This window comes from Paraburkholderia sp. A3BS-1L, from assembly GCF_051125215.1.
Taxonomy (GTDB): Bacteria; Pseudomonadota; Gammaproteobacteria; order Burkholderiales; family Burkholderiaceae; genus Paraburkholderia.
Genome location: NZ_CP120443.1, coordinates 2,122,522 through 2,146,245, shown reverse-complemented (window position 1 = coordinate 2,146,245; position 23,724 = coordinate 2,122,522). Strand labels below are relative to the sequence as shown.

The window sequence follows — 23,724 nt, the reverse complement described above, 5'->3', positions numbered from 1 at the left end:
CATTCCAACTACGCTTTTCTTGTTCGTGAGTTCGTCATGGCCGTCATTCGTGCGTTGTTCGTTTATCCGGTGAAATCCTGCGGCGCGATCGCGCTCAATCACGCGCAACTCGACGCAAAGGGGCTGCCGTGGGACCGTCACTGGATGGTGGTGGACGAGAACGGCCGCTTCGTCTCGCAGCGCGAAATCGCGGCGATGGCGCGCATCGTGCCCGCGTTCGTCGAGGGCGGCGTGCGTCTCACGATGACGGACCTGGACACGCCGCTGGACCTGCCTTTCACGCCGCACGGCAACGAAGCGCACGTGCAGGTGACGGTCTGGAAGGACACGTTCGAAGCGCTCGACGAAGGCGATGAAGCCGCGCAGTGGTTTTCGCAGGCGCTGGGCGTGGCGGTGCGCCTCGTGCGTTTCGCGCCGGACGTCACGCGCCTCGCGAGCAAGCAGTGGACGAACGACGAGGACGTGCCCACACAGTTCGCCGATGGCTTTCCGCTGCTCGTCACGAGCGAAGCGTCGCTGGCGGACCTGAACGCGCGGCTGGCGGCGAAGGGCGCAACGCCGGTGCCGATGAGCCGTTTCCGCCCGAACATCGTCGTGGATGACGTCGATGCGTTCGACGAAGACTTTATCGACACGCTGTCGATCGAGGGCGGCGGCATTGTGCTGCGCTTCGCCAAGCCGTGTGCGCGCTGCCCGATCACGACGATCGATCAGCGCACGGGCGAGCGCGATGGAGAGTGGCCCGCCGAGCCGCTCGACACGCTCGCGGCGTTCCGCGCCGATCCGCGCGTGGACGGCGGGCTCACGTTCGGTCAAAACGCGATGGTGATCGCGGGCGCGGGCGAGCGGGTCGCGGTGGGCGCGCGGGCGCAGTGGGAATACCGCTTCGAGGAGTGATGGCGCAGCGGCGCGCGTGGGTTGATGTCGAGCCGCGTCGAGCCGGCGCTCAGTGCGAAGGCAGCGCGCGCCACTGCCCGGGCGCGAACCCGAAACGCCGCGTGAACGCGTGCGTGAATGCGCTCTGGTCGCCGAAGCCCACTTCCAGCGCAATGTGCGTGAGCGAGAGGCGGGGATCCGCGAGCAGCATGAGCGAGGTGTCCAGACGCAGGCGCTGCAAATAGCGATGCGGCGTCTCGCCGAATGCTTCGATAAAGAGCTGATGAAAGCGCCGCATGCCGAAGCCGCAATGCGCGGCCAGATCGGCGATGCGCAACGGTTCCGCGAGATGCGCGCGCAGCCAGCGGTCGACGCGCGCGAAGTCGAGGCCCGCCGCGGCTTCGAAGGCGTCGCTGCTGGCGATGCCCGTTTGCGCGAGCACGGCCGCGCACAATTGCGCCGAGGCGTCCCAATGAAAGCGGCGGGTGCGCGTGCCGGTTACCGGCGTAGCGCTACGTTGTGCTTGCGAGGCGATCTCGCGCACGAGCTGCGTGAGCGCGGGGTCGATGCGCACGGCGCGCGCCGTATCGAAGAGCCGCTCGGGCACCGCCAGTGCGGCGGCGGGCAAGTCCAGCACGAGCTGGCGGTTCTCGCCGATGCCCGCGTAGTCGTGCCGCGCGCCGGCCGGAATTAGCCAGGCCGAGCGCGGGTCGATGCGCTCGCCGACACCGTCCACCGTCATCTCCATCTCGCCGTCGAGCCCCAGCACGATCTGATGAAAATCGTGCACGTCGGTTTCCTCGATTGCGCCGTAGCAGCGCAAGGCGATGCCGGGCGCGGCGGCCGATGAGGCGTGATGCGGATTCATGACGAACGATGCGTGGAGCGCAATGCTCAGACGGCGAGCAGTTCCACTTCGAACACGAGCGTGGCGTTCGGCGGAATCACGCCGCCCGCGCCGCGCACGCCGTAGCCGAGTTGCGGCGGGATCGTGAGCTTGCGCACGCCGCCGACCTTCATGCCCTGCACGCCTTCGTCCCAGCCCTTGATGACCATGCCGCCGCCCAGCACGAAGGCGAACGGGTCGTTGCGGTCTTTGCTCGAATCGAACTTCTGGCCGTCCGTGAGCCAGCCGGTGTAGTGCACGCTGACGGTCTGGCCGGCCTTCGCCTCGGCGCCGCTGCCTTCGGTCAGGTCTTCGTACTTGAGGCCGGATGCGGTGGTCACGATGGACATGGAACACTCCTGAATCGGAAAAAGGGAAAAGCGTTATTGTAGGCGCTTTGCAGGGCGCGCGAGACGCGCCCCCCCGCGCGTGCTTCGTCTGCGGGTGCTTCGTCTGCGGGTGCATTTGCAGGCACGTCATGTGCGGCGCGTGGGCTTCCCGGCGGTGCGAGCCGCATGAGACGAAGGCGCAGCGAAGCCAGAGTGTCGCCGCTGCCTATAATTGGGGCCGGCCCGCCCCCGGCGAGCGAAAGAAAAGGAATCCGATGGCGTCCACCACTCCCACCCCGAGCGAGCGCACGGCACGTCTGTGCGCCGAAGCCGCGCTGTTCATGCGCGATCACGTGCTCTCGCGCGTGTCGCACGACTTGCGCAGTCCGCTGAACGCAATCCATAGCTGGGCCTATGTGCTCGAGCGCAAGATCGACGGCGCCGATGCCGCCGCGCAGCGCGCGCTCGTGGGCATCCGCACGGGCGTCGAGCAACAGGTGCATCTGCTCGAAACGCTCGTCGATACGACGCGCGCCGAAACGCGCAAGCTGCATATCGAGCGCGCGCCGTTCGCGCTCGACGCGCTGATCGGCGAGACCGTGGACGAGGCGCGCCGCGCGCTCGCCGACGCGCGCGGCGTGAGCCTTGCCGTGCGGGGCGTGCCCACCGGCGCGACGCTCGACGCCGCGTGCGAGCGCATCGGGCAGGCGCTCTGGCTCATGCTGGCGTTCGCGACGGAGGCAAGCACGCCGGGCGCGGCGGTCACGCTGGACGTGAGCATGACGGCCACGGCCGCTCAATTCGAGGCGCATTGGCAGGCGAACGGCGCGGCGCTCGCCGACGAGGCGCTGCCCCATCTGTTCGAAGCATTCGCCCGGGCTCAGGCGCGCGAGCCGCAGGAGGCGGGCCGCTCTCCGTGGGTGCTAGCGCTGTGCCAGCGCGTGGCTGAGGCGCATGGCGGGCGCTTCGAGGCGCGGCCGCTGGTGGAGGGCGAGGCGGCCTCGCTCATGCTCAACGTGCCGATCGGTGGCGCGTAAAAGCGCGTAAAGGCGCGTAAAAGGGGGTGTAGCGGGCTTCGGCGCGCGTTCCCGCGCGGGCGTAAAAACGAACCCGCGCGAACCCTCGCGATTCGTGAGATCCGTGCGCGCCGTCAGCCCGCATGGGCATCGGCCTCGCGACGCAGGCGGGCGGCAAGCGTGTCGCGCCGGGGGCACAGGTCGTGCCGTGTGAGCCATCCGGCCAGCCGTTCAGGTCTTACAGGGTTCTTTCACCCTTATACTGAGCGATTCGTTTTCCGGAGCCCTTTCTCTTGAGTCAGCTTATCGCTCTCGCCGGCGCGCTGTTGCTTGTTGCCCTCAACGGTTTCTTTGTCGCGGCGGAGTTCGGTCTCGTCAAGCTGCGCGCGACGCGCGTGCAAAGCCTGGCGACCCAGCACGGCCTGCGCGGGCGGCTGCTCGCCAAGGTCCACGGGCAGCTCGACGCTTATCTTTCCGCGTGCCAGCTCGGCATCACGCTCGCTTCGCTCGGCCTTGGCTGGATCGGCGAGCCGGCCTTCGCGCAGTTGCTCGAACCGGTGTTCGATCTCGTGGGCGTGCGCTCGCCGGAACTGATCCACGCCATTTCGCTCGCGTTCGCCTTTACGGTGATTTCGTTCCTTCACATTGTGGTGGGGGAACTCGCCCCCAAGTCGCTCGCGATTCGCGAAGCCGAGAAGATCTCGCTATGGGCCGCCGCGCCGCTGTACGGCTTCTACTGGACGATGTATCCGGCCATCTGGGTGCTCAATTCGAGCGCGAATGCAGTGCTGAAACTGGTGGGCCTCTCGGCGGAGCACGGCACCGAGACCCATTACTCGACCGACGAACTCAAGCTGATCCTGCGCAGCCGCCGCTCGGCGGCAGAGGCGCAGGCCGAGGAGCGCGCGCAAGCCGATGCGAGCGCGCGGGTGGACGGCCGCGCCAGCGGTATCGCTCAACGTGCGAGGCATGCCGGGAACGCGGCAGGCGCAGCGCATACCGCCGACACTTACAGCGCCGACGAATGGAACGCGCTCGCGCATTCGCTGGACTTTTCGCGCCTGACCGTCTCGGACCTCATGCGCCCCGCGCACGAGATGGTCGGCCTGCGCCGCGACCTCTCGCTCGCTGAGAACATGCAGATCGTCGCGCGCCATCGCTTCAGCCGCTATCCGCTCTTCGAGGACGCCTCGGGCGAGCGCGTGGCGGGCCTCATTCACCTGAAGGATCTGCTGCTCGCGCGCGAGGCGGGCCACGCGCTCGATGACCTCGGCAAGTTCGTGCGTCCCGTGCAGTACGTGAAGCCCGAGACGCCCGCGCTCGCGCTGTTCCGGCGCTTTCGCAAGGGCGCGCCGCACTTCGCGCTGGTCGGGCGCAAGGGCATGCGGCCGGGCGGTTTTCTCACGCTCGACAATATGCTGGGCGCGCTGGTGGGCCAGATCCACGACGAATTTCATCAGGCCGACACCGACTGGACCCGCATGGACGACGGCACGCTGATGGGGCGCGGCAGCTTGCCGGTGGTATCGCTGGAGCAGGCGCTCGGCATCGATATCGACGAAGGGCGTGCGGAATCGGTGGGCGGCCTCGTGATTCATGCGCTCAACGATCTGCCCTCGGAGGGGCAGCGGGTCGAGTTCGACCGCTTCGACATCGTCGTCAAGAAGATGAAAGGGCCGCGCATCGTGCTCGTGCGCGTGTATCCGAAGGATCTGGAGGACGAGGGCGGCTGAGCTTGCCTTTTCTTGGGCTCAGGCTGGCGCGAGGGTCGACAGCACCGCGACCGGCAGCGCGCTCAACACGTCGCGCAGATACAGCACGTTGTCCTGATCGTGTCGCGTCGCGGCGCGGGTCGCGTCGCTCAGCCAGTCGTGCAGGGCCGTTGCCGGGCACGCTGTCGGTGCTTTGGGCAGCACGACCGCCGTATCGTCCCAGCGCGCGGGTTCGACGAGCGGCAGGTCGCCTTCGAGCAGCGCCGCTGCATGCAGCGTGCCGATCACCACAGCCCACGTCTCGCCGTGCCGGCGCGCGAAGGCAATCGCGTGCGCGGCCTGCGCGCCGCGTACTTCGAGCGGCCAGTACTCGCCCTCGCTCAGCAATGCCGGCACGCGCTCGCGCAGCGCGAGCAGACGCGCAATGATGGCCTGTTTCACGTGCGCATCGCGCCAGTGCGCCAGTTTTGCGGCGGGCGCGCGGCTATCCAGCGCCGCCGCGCGCAACGCAAAATCCACGGGCCGGCGGTTGTCCGGATCGACGAGGCTGAAATCCCATAGCTCGGCGCCCTGATAGAGATCGGGCACGCCGGGCGAGCTCAGGCGCAGCACGGTTTGCAGCAGCGTATTGATGGCGCCGGCCGGCGCGATGCGCGCCACGAAGGTGGCGAGTGCATGCAGGAAGCCGTCGCGCCGCTGGGGCGCGAGAATATCGAAGAGAAATGCCTGGCAGTCCGATTCGTAGGCCTCGTCAGGAACGAGCCAGTTGGTGCGCTGCTTCGCCTCGCGCAGCGCCTTAGTTTGCCATTGCGCGACGCGCTCGGCCAGTTCGCGCACGCGCACTTCGTTGCCGGCGTCGAGATCGGGCGGCCAGCAGCCCACCAGGGTTTGATAGAGCATGGCTTCGGCCGCCGGGCCCGGCGCCCATTCTCCCTTCGTGCCCGACGATGACGATGAAGGCGACGCGTCGCTGCGCCGCTGCGGCTGGTTCAGCGTGGACCACGCGCGCAGCGTCGCGCTCCATTCGGGGGCGATTTCGCTGAGCACCGCGAGCCGCGCGCGCACGTCTTCGCCGCGCTTGTGATCGTGCGTGGCGGTGGCGAGCAAGGCGAACGGGAAGCGGCGCTGGCGCAGCGCATTGGCTGCGTGGAAGTCATCGAGGCTGCGTGAGAAGTCGTCCGGGTCCGCGCCGACTTCGTTGCGCGAGAGCAGTCTGCCGTAGCGGTAGAGCGCGGTGTCCTCGGTTGCTTTCGCCGCGAGCGGCGCGGTGAGTTGGGAGAACAGCGTCAGCGCGGTGCGCTGTGCGATGAGCGCATGACTCAGCGGCGCTGGGCTCTGTGCGGTGTGTCTGGCCGCACTCGCGCCGTTGCTGTTGCCATTCGTTGCAGCCGTAGGCGGCGCATGCGCGCCAAGCCACGCGTCGACCTGATCGAGCGCGGCGAGGCTCGCGCGCGGCAGCGCCTTGCGGGCCGCTTGCAGCGCGAGATCGAAATAGCGGTTGTCCGCGGGGCCGCGCAGGCCATTCACCGGGTAGATGCGATAGACCGGAAAGTGCATCGCCAGCTGCGCGACCACGCGGTGCACGCTCGCGTAAGTGAAGTCGCGCGTGGCGGGCTGCTCGCGTGCGATGCGGTGCAGTGCGCGCGCCGCGTGATCGAGCTCCGCCGCGAGATACGCGGCCAGCACTTCGCGGCGCGCATCGAGCGCGACGCGCGCGAAGGGGACGTCCTGCCCCGAGATCGCGGCCCAGCTTGCAGCGAGCGGCGCAGCGCCCGCCGGGTCGTGGAGCAGCGCGCCCACGTCGTTCATGAAGTCGTAGCCGGTCGTGCCTTGAACGGCCCAGTCCTCGCGCAACGGTTCGCCATGCGCGAGAATCTTCTCGACCACGATATAAGGCGGTTGCGCGCGCAATGAACAGAGCCGCTGGCGCAGTCGATCGCAATACTCGCGCGGGTCAGCGAGGCCGTCGATATGATCGATGCGCAGGCCGTCGATCACGCCATCGGCGTAAAGGCGCAATACGAGCTTGTGCACGGACTCGAACACGTCGTGGCGCTCCACGCGCACGCCCGCGAGCGCACTCACGTCGAAGAAGCGCCGCCAGTTCACTTCGTCCGCGGCGGTGCGCCACCACGCCAGCCGGAAGTGCTGGCGCTCCAGCAGCCGGTGCAGGCGCTCGCGCGTGGCGGGGTGGTTGCCCGCGTGCGCCTGCAGCGCAGCGTCGATGGCGGCGCTGCCTTCGCGCTCGACGAAGTCGCGCAGCGCCGCGCGCGCGGTGGCGGCGCGCGCCTGGTCGTCGGGCTGCGTGGTGAGGCCCTGGAACGGCGCGGCGAGCGTCTGGAGCAGGTTGGGATCCGTGTCGCTGGCGGCATGCAGCAGCGTCGCGTAATCGGCGGGGCAGATCGGGCAGACGTGCGGGCCGTATTGCACATAGAAGCGCGCGAGCGCCGCGTCGAACTTCAGCGCGATGCGGCCTGCTGCGAGTTCGTCGCCGTATTGCGCGCCGAGGAACGGCATCAGCACCTTGCCGCGCAGCACCGGGTCGGGCGAATGCCAGTCGACGTCGAAGTAGCGCGCGAAGGCACTGTGGCGTCCCCATTCGAGGATGTCGAGCCACCACGCGTTGTGCGCGCCGCCCACGCCCATGTGGTTGGGCACGAGATCCACGATCAGACCCATGCCGCGCGCGTGCAGCGCATCGGCGAGTCGCCGCAGCGCTGCTTCGCCGCCGCGTTCCTCGCTCACCGTGCCGTAGTCGACCGTGTCGTAGCCGTGCAGCGAGCCAGGCTGCGCGGTCGTGACGGGCGAAAGATAGAGATGGCTCACGCCGAGCGCGGCGAAATAGTCGAGCTGCGCGAGCGCGTCGTCGAACGTGAAGCCCTGATGGAGCTGCATGCGCAGCGTGGCGCGCGGGCGTGTCATGGCACGGAACGCATCGAGGGCGCGGCCGGCGCATTGTCCGGGCTCGCGGAGGTGTCGCCTGCTGCTGCTTCGCTTTCCATGCCTGCGGCCAGCGCACGCGCACGCACGACGGTCCGCACGCGCGCAGCGAACGCGGGATCGTCGAACAGGGCGTCGACGGGCAGCGGCAGACGGCGGCGCCAGTTGGGATGCTCGTCGATCGAGCCCGGCAGGTTCGGTTGATCGGCGAGGCCGAGCAGGTCTTCGAGCGGACAGGTCACGAGCGGGCTCGCGCTCACCGCCACGTAGCCGAGCGCGCCCTCCACGGGCGCATTCTCAGGCGATGCCTCAGGCTCGGCGGCATCGTGCGGCGCGAAGCCGGTGTCCTGCAACGCGCGCCACAGCGCCGCGCGGTCGGCGGCGCGCTGGGTGTGTTCGAGCGCGACGGGGTCGCGCCCGTCCGCGCGCGCGAGTGTCTGGCCGATGCGGTTGCGCCAGTCGATGTCGCTGCCGCTCCACCAGCCCGCGATGGTCGGTAAATCGTGCGTGGTGGGGGTGGCCACGCAGTTCGTGGCGTAGCGTCCTGGCGCGAGAAATGCGCTGCCCTCGCGCTCGAACCACAGCACGCGGATGCCGTAGAGCCCATGCGCGGCGAGCCGCTCGCGCAAGCCCGGCGGCACGGTGCCGAGGTCCTCGCCGATCACGATGGCGCGGTGCCGCCACGACTCGAGCGCGATGAGCCGCACGAGGTCGTCGAACGGATAGCGCAGATACGCGCCATGTTGCGCGCTTTCGCCTTCGGGCACGAGCCACAGGCGCCGCAGCCCCAGGATGTGGTCGATGCGCACGCCGCCCGCGTGCGCGAACGCGGCGCGCAGCATGGCGATGAACGCGTGAAAGCCGGTGTTGTGCATCGCGCGCGGCGAAAACGTGGTGAGACCCCAGCTTTGCCCGGCCTGGTTGAAAAGGTCCGGGGGCGCGCCCACGGAAACGCGCTGCAGCATGTCGTCGGGCTGCGCCCATGCCTGCGAGCCCGCGCCATCGCAGCCCACCGCGAGATCCGCGACCAGCCCGACTGCCATGCCGGCCTCGCGCGCCTCGCGTTGCGCGCGCGCGAGGCCTTCTGCCGCGAGCCATTGCAGGAAGCGGTGAAAGTCCACTTCGCGCCGGTGCGCCGCGGCGAAGCGGGCGACGTCTTCACTGCGCGGGTCGCGCAAGGGCGCGGGCCAGTCGCGCCAGTGACGGGCGCCGGCGGGCTCCTTGAGCATCGCGGCATGGAGCGCTTCGAAGCGCGCGTGGTCTTCGAGCGCCTCGCCGCCGCGCGCGCAGAACGCCTCGAATGCCTTGGCGCGCGATGAATCGCTGGCGCGTTCCGTATCGTCGAATCGATCGAAGAGCACGCGCAGCACCGCGAGCTTGAGCGGCAGCGCGCGGGTCCAGTCGATGAGCGGCAGCGCTTCGAATTCGCGCCCTGTGTCGCTGGATTGCGCGGCTTTGCGCATGGCTTCATGCGCGGCCTGCGCGCCGAACACGGCGGCCGGATCGATATGCGCGACATTGAGCCAGAGCCGCGAGGAAGGCGAGTACGGACTGAAGTGGCCCGGCTCGGCGCTGAACATCGCATGCGTGGGGCTGACCGCGAGCGCATGCGCGCCGTGCCGCGCGCTCTGAGTGGCGAGCGTGGCCAGCGCGCTGTAATCACCGATGCCGCCATCGCCATTGCGTCGGAGTCCATATAATTGCGCCGCGACACCCCAGAGCGGAGGCACGCGCGCCGTGTCGCCGTGCCGCGCGCGCCAGGCGTCGTCGAGGGTGTGGCAGCGCGGCGGCGCGACGGCGATCGTCAGGCGGTGATCATGGACCGAGAGCGTGTGATAGCCGGGCTCGGAAAGCGGCGCGAGCAACGCGGGCGCGTCGCGCGGCGCGGTGAAGCGGCCTTCGATATGCTCGCCGTTTTCCAGATCGATGCGATAGTGGCTGCCCGTGCGCACCGCCGAAGCGGGCAATTCGATCGCGCTCTCGAATTCGGCGGTGATCAGCGGCGGCAGGCGCCGCGACGACTGCTCCGCGTTCAGCGCGGAAGCGCTGTGACGCATCTGCGTGGCGTTCGCGCAGGGCAGGCCCGCGCATTCGAGCAGCGCGGCGAGCGTGCTGTCGGGCACGCGCTGCGCGATGCCGCGCGCGTCGGTCCACTCGACCGCAAAGCCCGCGCGTTGCGCGAGTTGGGCGAGCGTCTCGCTGCGGCGCGCGGTGCTCATGTGAGCGGTTCCTCGAGCCGCACCACGCGCGCGTCGTGATGGAGCGCGTACTCGGGCACGGCGCCGGTGAGCCATGCCACGCACGAGCTCTCAGGCAGCACGCCACGGTCGGTGATATCGCGCGCGCGCTCAGGCGTCTCGAAGACGACCATGCCGTCGGGCTGTGCGCCGAGCGGCGCGCCTTGCGCGCCGAGGTTCAGCGCGATCGTCCATGTCTCGCCGTCGGCGAGACGCCAGCGCGCGACGAGCGCATTCAGCGCGTGGCCGGCGTCGTCGGCGAGCACGGTCGCGCCGAGCGGCCGCGCATCGTGCAGACGCGGTATCAAAAGACGCGCGCGCACGGCGAGCGCGGACTTGTAGAAGTGCATCCACGCGCGCCGTTCGTCGTCGAGCGGCGCGTCCGCCGGCGGCGACGAATTCACGAACGTTTGCGGATCGTTCGGATCGGGAATCTGTGCGCGCTGCGCCGCGTCGCTGAATGCGCTGAACGCCGCGAATTCCTTGCGGCGGCCTTCGCGCACCGCTTTGGCGAGCTCGCCTTCGAAGGCGGTGAAGAACTGAAACGGCTGCGTCGAGCCGTATTCCTCCTCCATGAACAGCAGCGGAATCTGCGGCGAGAGCAGCAGCAGCGCCGTGGCCGCGCGCAGCGCGCCGTCGTCGCTGAGCGCGCGCAGGCGTTCGCCCAGCGCGCGGTTGCCGATCTGGTCGTGATTCTGCAGGAACATCACGAACGCGGTGGGCGGCAGGTGCGCGCTAGGCTCGCCGCGCGGCGCGCCGGCATGTATCGGCGACGGGTCGCCCTGGTAGGCAAAGCCTTCGCCGAGCACGCGCGCGAGGTGGCGGATCGGGTGGTCGGCGAAAGCGCGGTAATAGCCCTCCGATTCGCCGGTCAGCATTACGTGCAGCGCGTGGTGGGCGTCGTCGTTCCACTGCGCGTCGAAATGCGCTTCGAGCAGATTGGCTTCGTTGTGCTCGTTTTCCAGCACGAGATGCACATGGCGGTCGGGCTCCACGCGCGCATGCACATGGTCGGCGAGCTCGCGCAGCCACTCGGGGTCGTCGATGGCGTGCGCGGCATCGATGCGCAGGCCGTCAAAGCGATATTCGGTGAGCCAGTAGAGCGCGTTGTCGCTGTAGAAGTCGCGCACCTCGGGGCGCGCGAAATCGAGCGCGTCGCCCCAGGGCGTGCGCTTGCCCGCCTTGAAGAACGGCTTCGCGTAGTGGCCGAGCCAGTTGCCGTCCGGGCCGAAGTGGTTGTAGACCACGTCGAGGAACACCTGGAGGCCCAGGCCGTGCGCCGCGTCCACGAGCGCCTTGAGTTCGTCGGGCGTGCCGTAGGCCGCGTGCGGCGCATAGGGCAGCACCACGTCGTAGCCCCAGCCGCGCTCGCCGGGGTAGTCGTTCAGGGGCATCAGCTCGATGGCGGTGATGCCGATGTCGGCGAGCGCGGGCAGGCGTTTCATGACGCCGCGATAGCCGCCCAGCGCGCCCACGTGCAACTCGTATAGCACCGAGTCTTCCCAGGGGCGTCCGCGCCAGTGCGCGTGCTGCCAGGCGTAGCCGCGCGCGTCGAGCACTTCGCTCGGTCCATGCACGCCCTGGGGCTGAAAGCGCGAAGCGGGGTCGGGTACGAGTTGGCTCTCGCCGATGCGGTAGCGGTACAGCGTGCCGGAGCCGCACGGCGCCTGCGCTTCGTACCAGCCGTTGCCGCTGGGCGTCATGTCGATCGGCGCGCAGGCCCCGTCTTCGAACACCACCTGCACCTTGTCGCACGAGGGCGCCCAGAAGCGAAAGCGCGTGTGCGGCTGCGCGTGCGCGGCGCCCGTCAACTGCGCGCCGAACGGCAGGCAGTGCATGTAATGGCGGACGTGCGGATCATGCGATAGCGTGGCCATGGCTGATTCCTGTTCAGCGGTCGTCGTCTGGGCCTGCTTCTGCGTCTTCGTCGGCAGGCGCTGCGCCTGGCTGGCGCGGGTCGGGCGGCGGCGTCTCGCTGCCTTGCGCCGCGCTTCTTTCCTGGCCGTTCGCCTGCGCCTCGATGTCTTGCGCCGCGCCGGGTTCGCCATGACGCGCAGGCCGTGCGCCCAACACCACGAGCGTGTGCGCGGCGACTTCCACGCTCGTGCCTGGCAAGGCGTGCGGCGGTTCTGCGGGGCGCGCGCTGTCGAGCAGCACGGACCATGCGAAAGGCGGCGCGGCGGCCGTGAACGTCACCGCCTGCGCGGAGGCGTTCAGCATCATTAACAATACTTCTATTTCGCCGTCGAGTCCTGGCCCTGCGCGCCGCATCGCGAACGCGCGCGCCTCGGGGTCCTGCCACGCCTCGGGCGAGAGCGGCGCGCCGTGCTCGTCGAACCAGTCCACGTCGTGCACGTCCGGCAGCACGTCGCGGTCGCCGAACAGGAAATGCGTCTGCCGCAGCACTGGATGGTCGCGCCGCAGCGCGATCGCGCGCGCGACGAACGCGCTCATCGCTTCGCCTTGCGGCGTTGCGGCAAGCGTCCAGTCGAGCCAGGACAGCTCGTTGTCCTGGCAGTAGGCATTGTTGTTGCCGAGCTGCGTGCGGCCCGCCTCGTCGCCGGCGAGCAGCATGGGCGTGCCGAGCGCGACGAACAGCGTCGCGAGCATCGAGCGCGCGACGCGTGCGCGCGTATCGAGAATCGCCGGATCGTCGGTTGGGCCTTCCGCGCCCCAGTTCGCGCTCCAGTTCTCGTTGTGGCCGTCGCGGTTGTCTTCGCCGTTTGCTTCGTTGTGCTTGTGTTCATGTGCGACGAGATCGGCGAGCGTGAAGCCGTCGTGCGAGGTCACGAAATTGAGCGACGCCCAGGGGCGGCGCGTGCGCTTGTCGAAGAGATCGGCGGAACCGGTGAGGCGCGCGGCGAGATCGGCGCGCTGGCCGGGGTCGCCGCGCCAGTAACGCCGAACGCTGTCGCGAAAGCGGTCGTTCCATTCGGCGAAGCCCGGCGGATGATGGCCGAGCTGATAGCCGCCCGGCCCCACGTCCCACGGCTCGGAGATCAGTTTGACGCGCGAGAGCACGGGGTCCTGGCGCAGCACGTCGAAAAACCCGCTGGCGGGATCGAAGCCGTGCGCTTCGCGCCCGAGCGTGACGCCGAGGTCGAAGCGAAAGCCATCGATGCCGTACGAGGTGACCCAGTAGCGCAACGAATCGGTCACCATCTGCAGCACGCGCGGATGCGTGAGGTTGAGCGTGTTGCCGCAGCCTGTGTCGTTGATGAGATGCCGCTCGTCGCCCGGCACGCAGCGGTAGTAGCTTGCATTGTCGAGCCCGCGCCACGAGACCGTCGGCCCGCCTTCGCTGCCTTCGCAGGTGTGGTTGTAGACCACGTCGAGGATCACTTCGATGCCGGCCGCGTGAAGCTGGCGCACAGCGATGCGCATTTCGTCGGGATCGTGGCCCGAGAGATAAGAGGGCTCGGGCGCGAAGTACGCGGCCGGGTTGTAGCCCCAGTAGTTGCGCAGGCCGCGCTCGAACAGAAAGCGCTCGGTGAGCAGGGCCTGCATCGGCAGCAGCTCCACGGCGGTGATGCCCAGCTTGTGCAGATGCTCGATGAAGCGCGGCGAGGCGAGTCCCGCGAAGGTGCCGCGCGTGTGCGAGCGCAGCTCGTGACGCAGCATCGAGATGCCGCGCAAATGGGTCTCGTAGATCACGGTTTTGCCCCACGGCGTGTTTGGCCGTACGTCGCGCGACCAGTCGAACGCGTCGTGGCTGACCACGGCCTTGGGCATGGCGGGCGCCGAGTCGCGGCGATCGAACGAGAGGTCGGCGCGGTTCGAATGCACGCGGTAGCCAAACAGCGTGTCCGACCAGCGGAACTGGCCGATCAGCCGCTTCGCGTAGGGGTCGAGCAGCAGCTTGTACGGATTGAAGCGGTGGCCCAGATGCGGCTGATAGGGGCCGTGCGCGCGCAATCCATACACCGTGCCGGGATGGGCGCCCGGCAAATAGCCGTGCCAGACTTCGTCGGTGCATTCGGGCAGCGTGTAGCGCGTGCGCTCCTTGCGCCCGGTCGGGTCGAACAGGCACAGCTCGATGCGCCACGCGTGCGCCGAGAACACCGCGAAGTTCGTGCCGAGCCCGTCCCATGTCGCGCCGAGCGGGTAGGGCGCGCCGGGCAGCAGTGGCTCGGGCAGGCCGTTAGCCATGTCGATGCTCCTTCTCGTGTTTCTTGTATTGCATCGGATTCCTGATGGTCTTGTGGCGGCCGCGGCGCGTGCAAAGGATTAGCGGCGCAAGCGCAGTATCAGCGTGCCGAGCGGCGGCAGCACGAGGGCTGCCGATTGCGGCTTGCCGTGACTTTGCACGGGCTCCGTGCATACGAGGCCCCCGTTGCCCATGTTCGAGCCGCCGTAGATGCCGGCGTCGGTGTTGAGCGCTTCCTCCCATTCGCCGGGCTGCGGCATGCCGATCCGGTAGCCGTGGCGCGGTACTGGCGTGAAGTTGCAGACCACCACGATCTCGCGGCCCGAGCCGTCCACGCGCCGCCACGCGAGCACGCTGTTTTCGGTGTCGTCGGAGACGAGCCATTCGAAGCCGCCCGGTTCCGCGTCGAGCATGTGGAGCGCAGGCTCGTCTGCGTAGAGCCGGTTGAGGTCGCGCACCAGCGTTTGCACGCCGCGGTGCAGCGGGTCGTCGAGCAGGTCCCAGTGCGGCGTGCCGTCGTGGTCGAACTCCGCCATCTGCCCGAACTCGCCGCCCATGAACAGCAGCTTCTTGCCCGGGTGCGCCCACATGAAGCCGACGTACGCGCGCAGGTTCGCAAAGCGCTGCCAGCGGTCGCCGGGCATCTTGCCGAGCAGCGACCCCTTGCCGTGCACGACTTCGTCGTGCGAGAGCGGCAGCACGAAGCGCTCGGACCATGCATAGACCATAGCAAAGGTCATTTCGTGATGGCGATAGCGCCGATACACCGGATCTTCGTGCATGTAATGGAGCGTGTCGTGCATCCAGCCCATGTTCCATTTGAACTGGAAGCCGAGGCCGCCGTCCTCGGGGCGCGCTGTCACGCCGGGCCAGGCCGTCGATTCCTCTGCGATGGTGATCACGCCGGGGCGCTGCGGCACGTACTGCGTTTCGTGATTGAGGCGCTTGAGGAAGGCGATCGATTCGAGATTCTCGCGGCCGCCATGGATGTTCGGCACCCATTCGCCGGGCGCGCGAGAATAGTCGCGGTAGAGCATCGAAGCGACGGCATCGACGCGCAGGCCGTCGACGTGATAGCGCATCAGCCACGCGAGTCCCGAAGCGATCAGGAACGCGCTCACCTCGCGACGGCCGAGGTTGTAGATCATCGTGTTCCAGTCGGGGTGATAGCCCTCGCGTGGGTCCGCGTGCTCGTAGAGCGCGGTGCCGTCGAAGTCGATCAGGCCGTGCGCATCGTTCGGGAAATGTGCGGGCACCCAGTCGAGGATCACGCCTAGCCCGGCCTCGTGCGCGCGATCCACGAAGGCCGCGAAGTCGAGCGGCGAGCCGAGGCGAGCCGTGGGCGCGAATTGCGACAGCGGCTGATAGCCCCACGAGCCGCCGAACGGGTGCTCGGCGATGGGCAGCAGCTCGAGATGCGTGAAGCCCATGCCTTGCGCGTAGGGAATCAGGCGCTCCGCGAGCGCCTGCCAGTCGGGCGAGGGGGTGGGCGCATCTGCGCCATGCGTGGGGAGCCACGAGGGCGCATGCACTTCATAGATCGACATGGCCGCGCGCGCGCTTTGTTTTTGCGCGCGTGTTTGCAGCCATTCGCCGTCGCGCCAAGCGAAACCGTCGAGCGCGTCCACTGGCGCGACCACCGAAGCCGTGGCAGGCGGCGCTTCGGTCTGGAACGCGCACGGATCGGCCTTCAATGGCAGCACCTCGCCGCGCGCGCCGAGGATCTCGTACTTGTAGCGCGCGCCGGCGGCCAAGCGCGGAATGAACAGTTCCCATACGCCGGCTTCGTGGCGCAGCCGCATCGGATGGCGGCGTCCGTCCCACGCGTCGAAGTCGCCCACCACGGAAACGCGCTGTGCATTCGGCGCCCATACCGCGAAGCGCACGCCGGGCACGTCCTCGCAGGTCAGCGGCCGTGCGCCGAGGCATTCGAGCACCGCGTAGGGATCGCCGTCGGCGAGCCGGTGCAGCGCGTCTTGCGCAAGCTGCGGGCCGAATGAGTAGGGATCCTCTGTTTCCTGCGTGACGCCGTGCCAGTCGATTTCAAGCCGGTACGGCACAGCCTGCGTGAGCGGCCCGGCGAAGAGTCCTGCGGGATGCACGAGCGCGAGTTCTGCAAGCGTCTGCGCGCGGTCGCGCGCGAGCACGCGTACCTGCGCCGCGTTCGGCAGCCATGCACGCACGTACGGCGCGTCATCGACCCAGTGCAGCCCGAGCAGCGCGAATGGATCGGCGTGGCGGCCCGCGAGGAGCGCGTCGATGTCGTGCTGATACAGGCCGGCGTCCGGTTTGCGTTCAGCCATGTCCGCTTCCTCCCGCGTGCGGGTGCGTGTGGGTTGGCGCTTGCGCGGGCGCGAGGCCGAGCACGCGGTTCGCGATCGCGGCAAGCCCGCGGATCGGCAGCGCGAGCCAGCTGGGCCGGTTGGCCGCCTCATAGCGGATTTCGTAGGCGGCCTTCTCGATCAGGAACAGGTCGAGCAGCGCCTGCTCGTGGGTGGCGCTCACGAGCGCGAGCGGGGCTTGCGAGACGGCCGCGCGATACTGGCTCAGGAACGTCTCGGCCGCATGGTTGCGAAAACGTTCGAACAGCGCGTGCTTGCGCTCGGCAATCCGCTGCGGGGCGCTTTCGGTGGTCGACTGGGCCGCCGCGCCCGCATACGAGAGCGAGCGCAGCAGGCCCGCGACGTCGCGCAGCGCGCACTGCTTCGCACGGCGGTATTCGAGCGAGCGCGCGGGCTCGCCTTCGAAGTCGATCAAATAGGCGTCCCCTTGCGAGATCAGCACCTGGCCGAGATGGAAATCGCCGTGAATGCGGATGCGCAGTGTCGACGCGTCGAGCGGCACGAGCTCGTCGATCTTCGCCATCAGTTGCTCGCGGTGTTCGACCAGACTGCGTGCGAGCTCGCGCGCGTCGTCGTCGAGCGTGTGAACTTTCTCGCCAGTATGCTGCGCGACGATGTCGAGCGCCTCGGCCAGCATCTTTTTCGTATCGGCGATCCACTGGCCCACGTCTTCGCGCGTCGCGGCTTCGGGCGTGAAAGCCGGGTCGTCATTCGGCGCGGCGAGTATGGCGTGCAGCTCGCCCAGACGCTTGCCGATCGCACCGATCACCGACGCATAGTTCTGCATCACTTCTTCTTCATGCGCCTGGTCGCCGGTGTCGCCGTCGTCGGCGGCGAGCGCGAGGTCGTCGACGGTACGGCGCAGATAATCGAGCGCCCAGTCCCACGCATTGCCCTGGTTGTCGATATAGCCTTGCAGGATCGCGAGCGTATGCGGCACGCCCTGCGGATCCACGCGCACCACTTCGCCGTAGAGCGGCGCGGTGTTCGCGTAGCCGTGCTGCGTGAGGTAACGGCTCATTTCCGCTTCGGGATGCACGCCGGCGATCAGGCGGCGCACGAGCTTGAGCACGATGGTTTCCGCCACGATCAGCGAGCTGTTGCTCTGCTCGGCGGCGAGCCAGCGGACTTCGGGCGCTTCGCCCAAATCGATCTCGTCGAGCCGGTCGGTGGGCTCGAAGCGGATCGTGCTGCCCTGCACCGTGGGCACGGCTGCGTGCTCGCGCAGCTTGCGCAGCACGCCATGGGCGAACCATGGCAGCGAGAACGCGTCGGTGAGGTAGCCGATCGTGCGCCCGCGCCGCACGCGCGAGAGCGCGAGCTGGATATGCAGCGGCGTGGTGGTGTCCGCGCCCCAGGTGATGGCGATGGGCAGCACGTAGCGCTCGCTCGTGCCGTCGGCGAGTTCGGCCTCGATCTCGGTGAAGGCGAAGCCGGCGCCGTGAATGGTCGTGAGCGCGGCGAGCCGCACGGCGCGCAGCGCCTTGTCCTTCGAGGCGAACCAGCGCCGCCGCGACAGCCATGAGGGCAGCACCTCGGATTCGAGCAGGCGCACGTTCTCGGGCGTGGCCCCGGTCTGGCCTTCGCGAATCACGACGGTCACGAATTCAGGCAACTGCTCGGAAGTCGGCTGGCTCCACGAGGGCCGCTGATCGCCCGGGCACAGCAGGAACCACAGGAAGCCGTAGGGCGGGAACGTGAGCAGATAGGGCAGCTGGCCGACGGGCGGGAACACCGAATCGGCGGTCATTTCCACGGGCGCTGCGCCTGCGAATTCGGAGAGATCGAGCTCGACCGCCTGCGGCGCGCGCGAGAGATTCGCCACGCACAGGATCGAGGGCTCGCCCGGCATCTCGCGCAGATACGCCAGGATCTTGCGATTGGCGGGGCGCAGGAAGCGGATCGAGCCGCGCCCGAACGCCTGATTCGCGCGGCGCGTGGCGAGCATGCGGCGCGTCCAGTTGAGTAGCGAATGCGGGTCGCGCGTTTGCGCCTCCACGTTGATGGCGTCGTAGCCATAGAGCGAGCCCATCAGCGGCGGCAGCACCAGTTGCTCGGGGTCGGCGCGCGAGAAGCCGCCGTTGCGGTCGGACGACCACTGCATCGGCGTGCGCACGCCGTCGCGGTCGCCGAGGTGAATGTTGTCGCCCATGCCGAGCTCATCGCCGTAATAGATCACGGGTGTGCCCGGCATTGAGAGCAGCAGCGAGTTGATGAGCTCGATGCGGCGGCGGTCGCGCTCCATGAGCGGCGCGAGGCGCCGCCGTATGCCCAGATTCAGGCGCGCGCGCCGGTCGCTCGCATAGGTGTTCCAGAGATAGTCCCGTTCGGAGTCCGTAACCATTTCGAGCGTGAGCTCGTCGTGGTTGCGCAGGAACACGGCCCACTGGCAGCTCGGCAGCAGATCCGGGGTCTGCTTCATGATGTCGATGATCGGGAAGCGGTCTTCGCTCGCAATCGCCATATACAGGCGCGGCATCAGCGGGAAGTGGAACGCCATATGGCATTCGTCTTCCTGGCCGAAGTACTCCTGCACGTCCTCGGGCCACTGGTTCGCCTCGGCCAGCAGCATGCGGTTCGGGTAATGCTCGTCGATGGTCGCGCGAATCTGCTTGAGGACCGAGTGCGTCTCGGGCAGGTTCTCGTTGTTGGTGCCTTCGCGCTCGACGAGGTAGGGCACCGCATCGAGGCGCAGCCCGTCGATGCCCATGTCGAGCCAGAAGCGCATCACGTGCAGCACTTCGCGCAGCACGGCCGGGTTGTCGAAATTGAGGTCGGGCTGGTGCGAGTAGAAGCGGTGCCAGTAGTAGGCGCCCGCGACGGGGTCGTGGGTCCAGTTCGACGGCTCGGTGTCGATGAAGATGATGCGGGTTCCCTGGTACTTCTGATCGGTGTCCGACCACACGTAGTAGTTGCGGTGGTTCGAGCCGGGCTTCGCGCGCCGCGCGCGCTGGAACCACGGGTGCTGGTCCGAGGTGTGATTGATGACGAGCTCGGTAATCACGCGGATGCCGCGCGCGTGCGCTTCCTGAATGAAGCGGCGCACGTCGGCGAGCTGGCCGTAGTCGGGGTGCACGTTGCGGTAGTCGGCGATGTCATAGCCATCGTCGCGGCGCGGCGAAGGATAGAACGGCAGCAGCCAGATCGCCGTCACGCCCAGGCCCGCGATGTAGTCGAGCTTCGCGAGCAAGCCCGGGAAGTCGCCTACGCCGTCGTTGTTCGAGTCGTAGAACGACTTCACATGCACCTGGTAGATGATCGCGTCCTTGTACCAGAGCGGATCGTCGGAAAGCTGCGAGGGTTTGCCGCGCTTTTGCGTGCCATGGCGCTCGTGCTCCGCATGAGCGTCGGCCTCGGTGGCGGTCGGGTCATGCGTGAGCGGCGCTTCTGCGTGCGGCGGCGTCTCGTGGGAGGCGGGATCGCGTTTCATGTCGCTCCTCCGGGCGGGAAGTCCTGGTCCAGTTCGGGGTGACCTTCGATATGCGGCTCGTCTGCCGTCTCCAGGGTTGGGGTTTCGCGCGGCAGTCCGTCGATGGGCGCGATGCGCCAGATCGCGAACGGCCGCGCGTGCGGATCGAGCCGCACATGCTGCCAGCGGCCTTGCCATTCGAAGCGCTCGCCCGTGATTTCGTCGACCACGGCAAGGCGCGCCCGATCGTCGATCTGCCAGTGCTGGAAGGTCGACCACGAAAGCTCGAAGTCGGCGCCTTGCTCGGCGTGGGGGTCGAGGTTGATCGCCACCACGACCACGTTATCGCGCGCGGGCGTGGCTTTCTCGAAGCACAGCATGGCTTCGTTGCGCGCGGGCAGGAACGTGATGCCCAGATGCGTCTGCAGCGCGGGATTTGCGCGGCGGATGCGGTTGAGCGCGGTGATCTCCGGCACGATGTTGCCGGGCCGGTCCCAGTCCCAGGCGCGCAGCTGGTACTTTTCGGAGTCCAGATATTCTTCGCTGTTGGGCAATGCGCGCGCCTCGCAGAGTTCGAAGCCGCTATAGACGCCCCACAGGCCCGAGAGCAGCGAGGCCAGCGCCGCGCGGATCAGATGGCTCGAACGCGCGCCGCTTTGCAGATAGCGCGGATTGATGTCGGGCGTGTTGACGAAGAAGTTGGGCCGGTAGAAGTCGCGCACCGCCGTCTGTGTGAGCTCGGTGAGGTAGTCGATGAAATCGCGCCGGGACTCGCGCCACGTGAAGTACGTGTACGACTGCGAAAAGCCGATCTTGGCGAGCCGATACATCAGGCGCGGGCGCGTGAAGGCTTCGGAGAGAAAGATCACGTCGGGATGCCGCGCGCGCACGTCGGCGATCATCCATTCCCAGAACGGCAGCGGCTTGGTATGCGGATTGTCCACGCGGAAGTTGCGCACGCCGTGGTTCACCCAGAACAGGATCGCATCGCGCAGCGCGAGCCAGAGGTCGGGCTTCGCATCGTGCGCGTAGAACTCGGGGTTCACGATGTCCTGGTACTTCTTTGGCGGATTTTCCGCGTAGCGCAGCGTGCCGTCGGGCCGCCACGCGAACCAGCCCGGATGCGCCTTGAGCCACGGATGATCGGGCGAGCACTGGATCGCGAAATCGAGCGCGATTTCGAGGCCGTTCCGATGCGCGGCGCTTACCATGCGGCGGAAGTCGTCGAGCGTGCCGAGCTGCGGATGCACGGCGGTGTGGCCGCCTTCGGCCGCGCCGATCGCGTAGGGGCTGCCCACGTCGCCGGGCTGCGCGGTGAGCGCGTTGTTGCGGCCCTTGCGGTTCGCGAGCCCGATCGGATGAATGGGCGGGAAGTACAGCACGTCGAAACCCATCTCGCGGATGCGCGGCATCTTGGCGATCACGTCGTCGAAGGTGCCGTGGCGCGTTTCGTCGTCGCTCATCGAGCGCGGAAAGATCTCGTACCAGCTTGCGTAGCGCGCGGCGCCACGTTCGGCGTCCACGCGTTGCACCTGGGCGTCGCGCGCGAGGAACGGGCGATGACGGGCCGCGCGCACGGCGGCGGCCGTGGCGGGCGCGGCGAGCATCGCGCAACGCGTATCCGTGTCGGCGCTGATAAAGCGCTTCACGAGCGCATCGAGAGCATCGTGCGCATGCGCGAGGCCGCCTGGTTCGTTCTCGCCCGAGGTTCGCGCCGTCGCGAGCACGAGTGCGAGCAGGCGGCTCGCTTCTTCGAGCTCGAGATCCACGGGCTGATGGGCCGCACGCTTTTTCTGCAGATGATCGGCGAGCGAGGCGAAATCGTCGCGCCACGCGATCACGACGAATTCGTAGCGGCCCACGCGTTCGAGCGGAAAGTGGCCGCTCCATAGATCGGTGCCGGCGGGCGGCAGCGGCGTCATCGGGGCTTCGTGCCACGCGGTTTCGTCGGCGGCGCGCCAGAGGACGGCGGCGTCGATGCGGTCGTGGCCTTCGGCGAAGATCGCCGCGCGCACTTCGCAGCGCTCGCCCACCACGCGCTTCGCGACGAAGCGGCCATGATCGACCGAGGGCTGCACGCTCTCGATGGCGAGGCGCGGCGCGGCGATCGCTTCGAGCACGCTCCTGTGGCCGCTCGTGGGCGACTTCGCGAGATCCTCGGGCGGCGCGAGCGTGACCATCGGGCTCGCGAGCGCGCCGAACATCCAGCAAGCGCCCGCGGGCAGTGCGAAGGTTTCGGGCACGGCGCTCGCGTCGTGAGGCGCGCTCGTGCGCGCGCCGCGCAGCGTCTGCGCGTCGAGCGGCGTGAAACGCGTGAAGTTGCCGGGCACGCCGTCGAGCAGATGCGCCATGTTCACGCGCACGGGCGCATCGAGCGAAGGATTGACGAGCGTGAGCAGCGCTTCGCCGGACTCGCGCAGATCGGCGTGGTCGCCGCGCAGCAGCGCGGCCACGGGCGCGCCGGGGCCGTTGAGCGCACGCAGTTCGCCGTTGGTCTGGAGCGTCCAGGTTTCGCGCTGCAATGCGTTGGCATGCGCGATATCGGCGCTGAGGTCGAACGGCGCGCGCTTTTTCGCGGCTTCCCATGCGTGCGCGTCCAGCGTTTGCGTGTCGTGGCGGATCGCATCGTCGATGCCGTATTCGAAGCCCATCGGCACGAGCCAGCCCGTGCCGAGCGAGGCCGCCGCGCGCAGCATGCGGCTGCAGGCGCGCTCGACGGTGCGCATGTCCAACGCCGCGCCGCCTTCCCGGTCGCGCAGCTCATGAATGAGGCGCGGGCCATACGGTGCCTCGGGAAACGCGATGGGCGAGCCCACGCGCCGCATGACCGCGTGCTCCTCGGCGAGCCAGCTCGACGAGAAATCCCACCAGCGCAGCGACGTGAACGCGGCGTCGAAGCCGGCATGCTCGAGTTGCGCGAGTTCGTCGCGCGCGAGGCCTGGCGTGGCCGCGAGCCAGTGTGTTTGCGGATGGCTCGCGCGCACCGCGTCGAAGATCGCGCGCAGCACGTTGGCCGGCACCCGATGCGGCGAATCGATGCGAAAACCGCCGATGCCTGCATCGGCGAGACGACTCGCGAGTTGCGCCCACCACACCGCGAGCGGCGCACCCGCGCGCGCGAAGTCGGCATAGGCGACGTTGGCGTCGCGATGGCCATGGCGCGGATCGAGCCGCGCGTCTTCGGGCTCGAACGGATGGAACCATTCGGGATGCGCGGTGTGGAGCGCGCCATGGGCAGCGGTGCGGTCGAGCGTGAGGTCCGCGAGCAGCGTGATGCCGCGCGAGCGCGCGGTGGACGCGAGCAGGCGCAGCGTCTCGTCCATGCGCTCGTGCGTGCCGAAGGCGGGATGCAAGCGGGTATGGTCGGCGACGATGCGGTCATCGCCCGTGGCGCCCGACGTTGCGACGCCCGGCGCGAACAAGGCGCCGATCAGAACATGGTCGAAGCCTAGCGAGGCGGCGTGCGCGAATTGCGCGGGCCACGCGTCGAGCGCTCCGACCAGGACGGAATGAACGAAATAGATCCGCGGCGCATAGGCGTGGGGAGCTTCCATCGGTCTTATCCAGATTCGTCGGGCGACGTGGATGCAAAGCCGATGTAACACCGGATGCGATCACGTTGCCCGTGGGCTGCCGGAGCGAACCGCACAAGCCATGCGAGCGGCACGCCCTGTTCAGAGTAGTGCAAGAGCCGGCCGGAACCAAACAGGAGCCAGACAGAAATCCGCCGGAACCAGGCACGGGGGAGATCCAGCAAGGCGTATGCCCGAGGCCGCCGCTCGACCGGTTGGCCGCCACCACGCAGGCTCGTCGGCCGCGTGTTATGCCGG

General features: G+C 68.4%; 12 protein-coding genes. 3 read left to right on the top strand and 9 right to left on the bottom strand.

Annotated features, from left to right (window positions below):
• The first annotated feature begins 36 nt into the window (after nucleotides 1-36).
• Nucleotides 37-897, top strand: a complete 861-nt coding sequence (locus tag P5W99_RS24950) for an MOSC domain-containing protein (RefSeq protein WP_434663595.1) — start codon at nucleotides 37-39, stop codon at nucleotides 895-897.
• A 49-nt stretch (nucleotides 898-946) separates the two neighbouring features.
• On the opposite strand, the gene P5W99_RS24945 is transcribed toward P5W99_RS24950, so the two are convergent.
• Nucleotides 947-1,744 (bottom strand): AraC family transcriptional regulator, encoded by a 798-nt coding sequence (locus P5W99_RS24945; RefSeq protein ID WP_421025991.1) that lies wholly within the window; start codon nucleotides 1,742-1,744, stop codon nucleotides 947-949.
• 26 nt (nucleotides 1,745-1,770) lie between these two features.
• The gene (locus P5W99_RS24940) at nucleotides 1,771-2,112 is read right to left on the bottom strand and encodes an FKBP-type peptidyl-prolyl cis-trans isomerase (RefSeq protein WP_035531324.1); all 342 of its coding nucleotides are present in this window, start codon (nucleotides 2,110-2,112) and stop codon (nucleotides 1,771-1,773) included.
• Between the two features lie 254 nt (nucleotides 2,113-2,366).
• On the opposite strand from P5W99_RS24940, the gene P5W99_RS24935 reads away from it, so the two are divergent.
• Both P5W99_RS24935 and P5W99_RS24930 read left to right on the top strand, forming a co-directional pair.
• A complete protein-coding gene (locus P5W99_RS24935) occupies nucleotides 2,367-3,128 on the top strand; it encodes a sensor histidine kinase (protein ID WP_421025990.1) in 762 nt (253 codons plus the stop codon).
• A 272-nt stretch (nucleotides 3,129-3,400) separates the two neighbouring features.
• Entirely contained in the window at nucleotides 3,401-4,840 is a 1,440-nt protein-coding gene (locus P5W99_RS24930; protein WP_421025989.1) for a hemolysin family protein, read from the top strand.
• An 18-nt stretch (nucleotides 4,841-4,858) separates the two neighbouring features.
• Here P5W99_RS24930 and treY read toward each other — a convergent pair whose 3' ends face one another.
• The 7 genes from treY to P5W99_RS24895 all read right to left on the bottom strand — a co-directional run bounded on the left by treY (nucleotide 4,859) and on the right by P5W99_RS24895 (nucleotide 23,448).
• A complete protein-coding gene (gene treY / locus P5W99_RS24925) occupies nucleotides 4,859-7,741 on the bottom strand; it encodes a malto-oligosyltrehalose synthase (protein ID WP_421025988.1) in 2,883 nt (960 codons plus the stop codon).
• A complete protein-coding gene (malQ, locus tag P5W99_RS24920) occupies nucleotides 7,738-9,978 on the bottom strand; it encodes a 4-alpha-glucanotransferase (protein ID WP_421025987.1) in 2,241 nt (746 codons plus the stop codon). The genes treY and malQ overlap by 4 nt, the downstream gene beginning before the upstream one ends.
• Entirely contained in the window at nucleotides 9,975-11,873 is a 1,899-nt protein-coding gene (gene treZ / locus P5W99_RS24915; RefSeq protein WP_421025986.1) for a malto-oligosyltrehalose trehalohydrolase, read from the bottom strand. The genes malQ and treZ overlap by 4 nt, the downstream gene beginning before the upstream one ends.
• A gap of 13 nt (nucleotides 11,874-11,886) precedes the next feature.
• The gene (gene glgX / locus P5W99_RS24910) at nucleotides 11,887-14,145 is read right to left on the bottom strand and encodes a glycogen debranching protein GlgX (RefSeq protein ID WP_434663591.1); all 2,259 of its coding nucleotides are present in this window, start codon (nucleotides 14,143-14,145) and stop codon (nucleotides 11,887-11,889) included.
• Nucleotides 14,146-14,223: 78 nt separating this feature from the next.
• On the bottom strand, nucleotides 14,224-16,446 hold the full coding sequence (glgB, locus tag P5W99_RS24905; protein ID WP_421025984.1) for a 1,4-alpha-glucan branching protein GlgB: 2,223 nt from the start codon (nucleotides 16,444-16,446) through the stop codon (nucleotides 14,224-14,226).
• On the bottom strand, nucleotides 16,439-19,915 hold the full coding sequence (gene treS / locus P5W99_RS24900) for a maltose alpha-D-glucosyltransferase (RefSeq protein ID WP_421025983.1): 3,477 nt from the start codon (nucleotides 19,913-19,915) through the stop codon (nucleotides 16,439-16,441). Before treS ends, glgB begins: the two co-directional genes overlap by 8 nt.
• Nucleotides 19,912-23,448 carry a maltotransferase domain-containing protein gene (locus tag P5W99_RS24895; RefSeq protein ID WP_434663588.1) on the bottom strand — a complete coding sequence of 1,179 codons (3,537 nt, stop codon included), beginning with the start codon at nucleotides 23,446-23,448 and terminating at the stop codon, nucleotides 19,912-19,914. Before P5W99_RS24895 ends, treS begins: the two co-directional genes overlap by 4 nt.
• Between the last annotated feature and the right edge of the window lie 276 nt (nucleotides 23,449-23,724).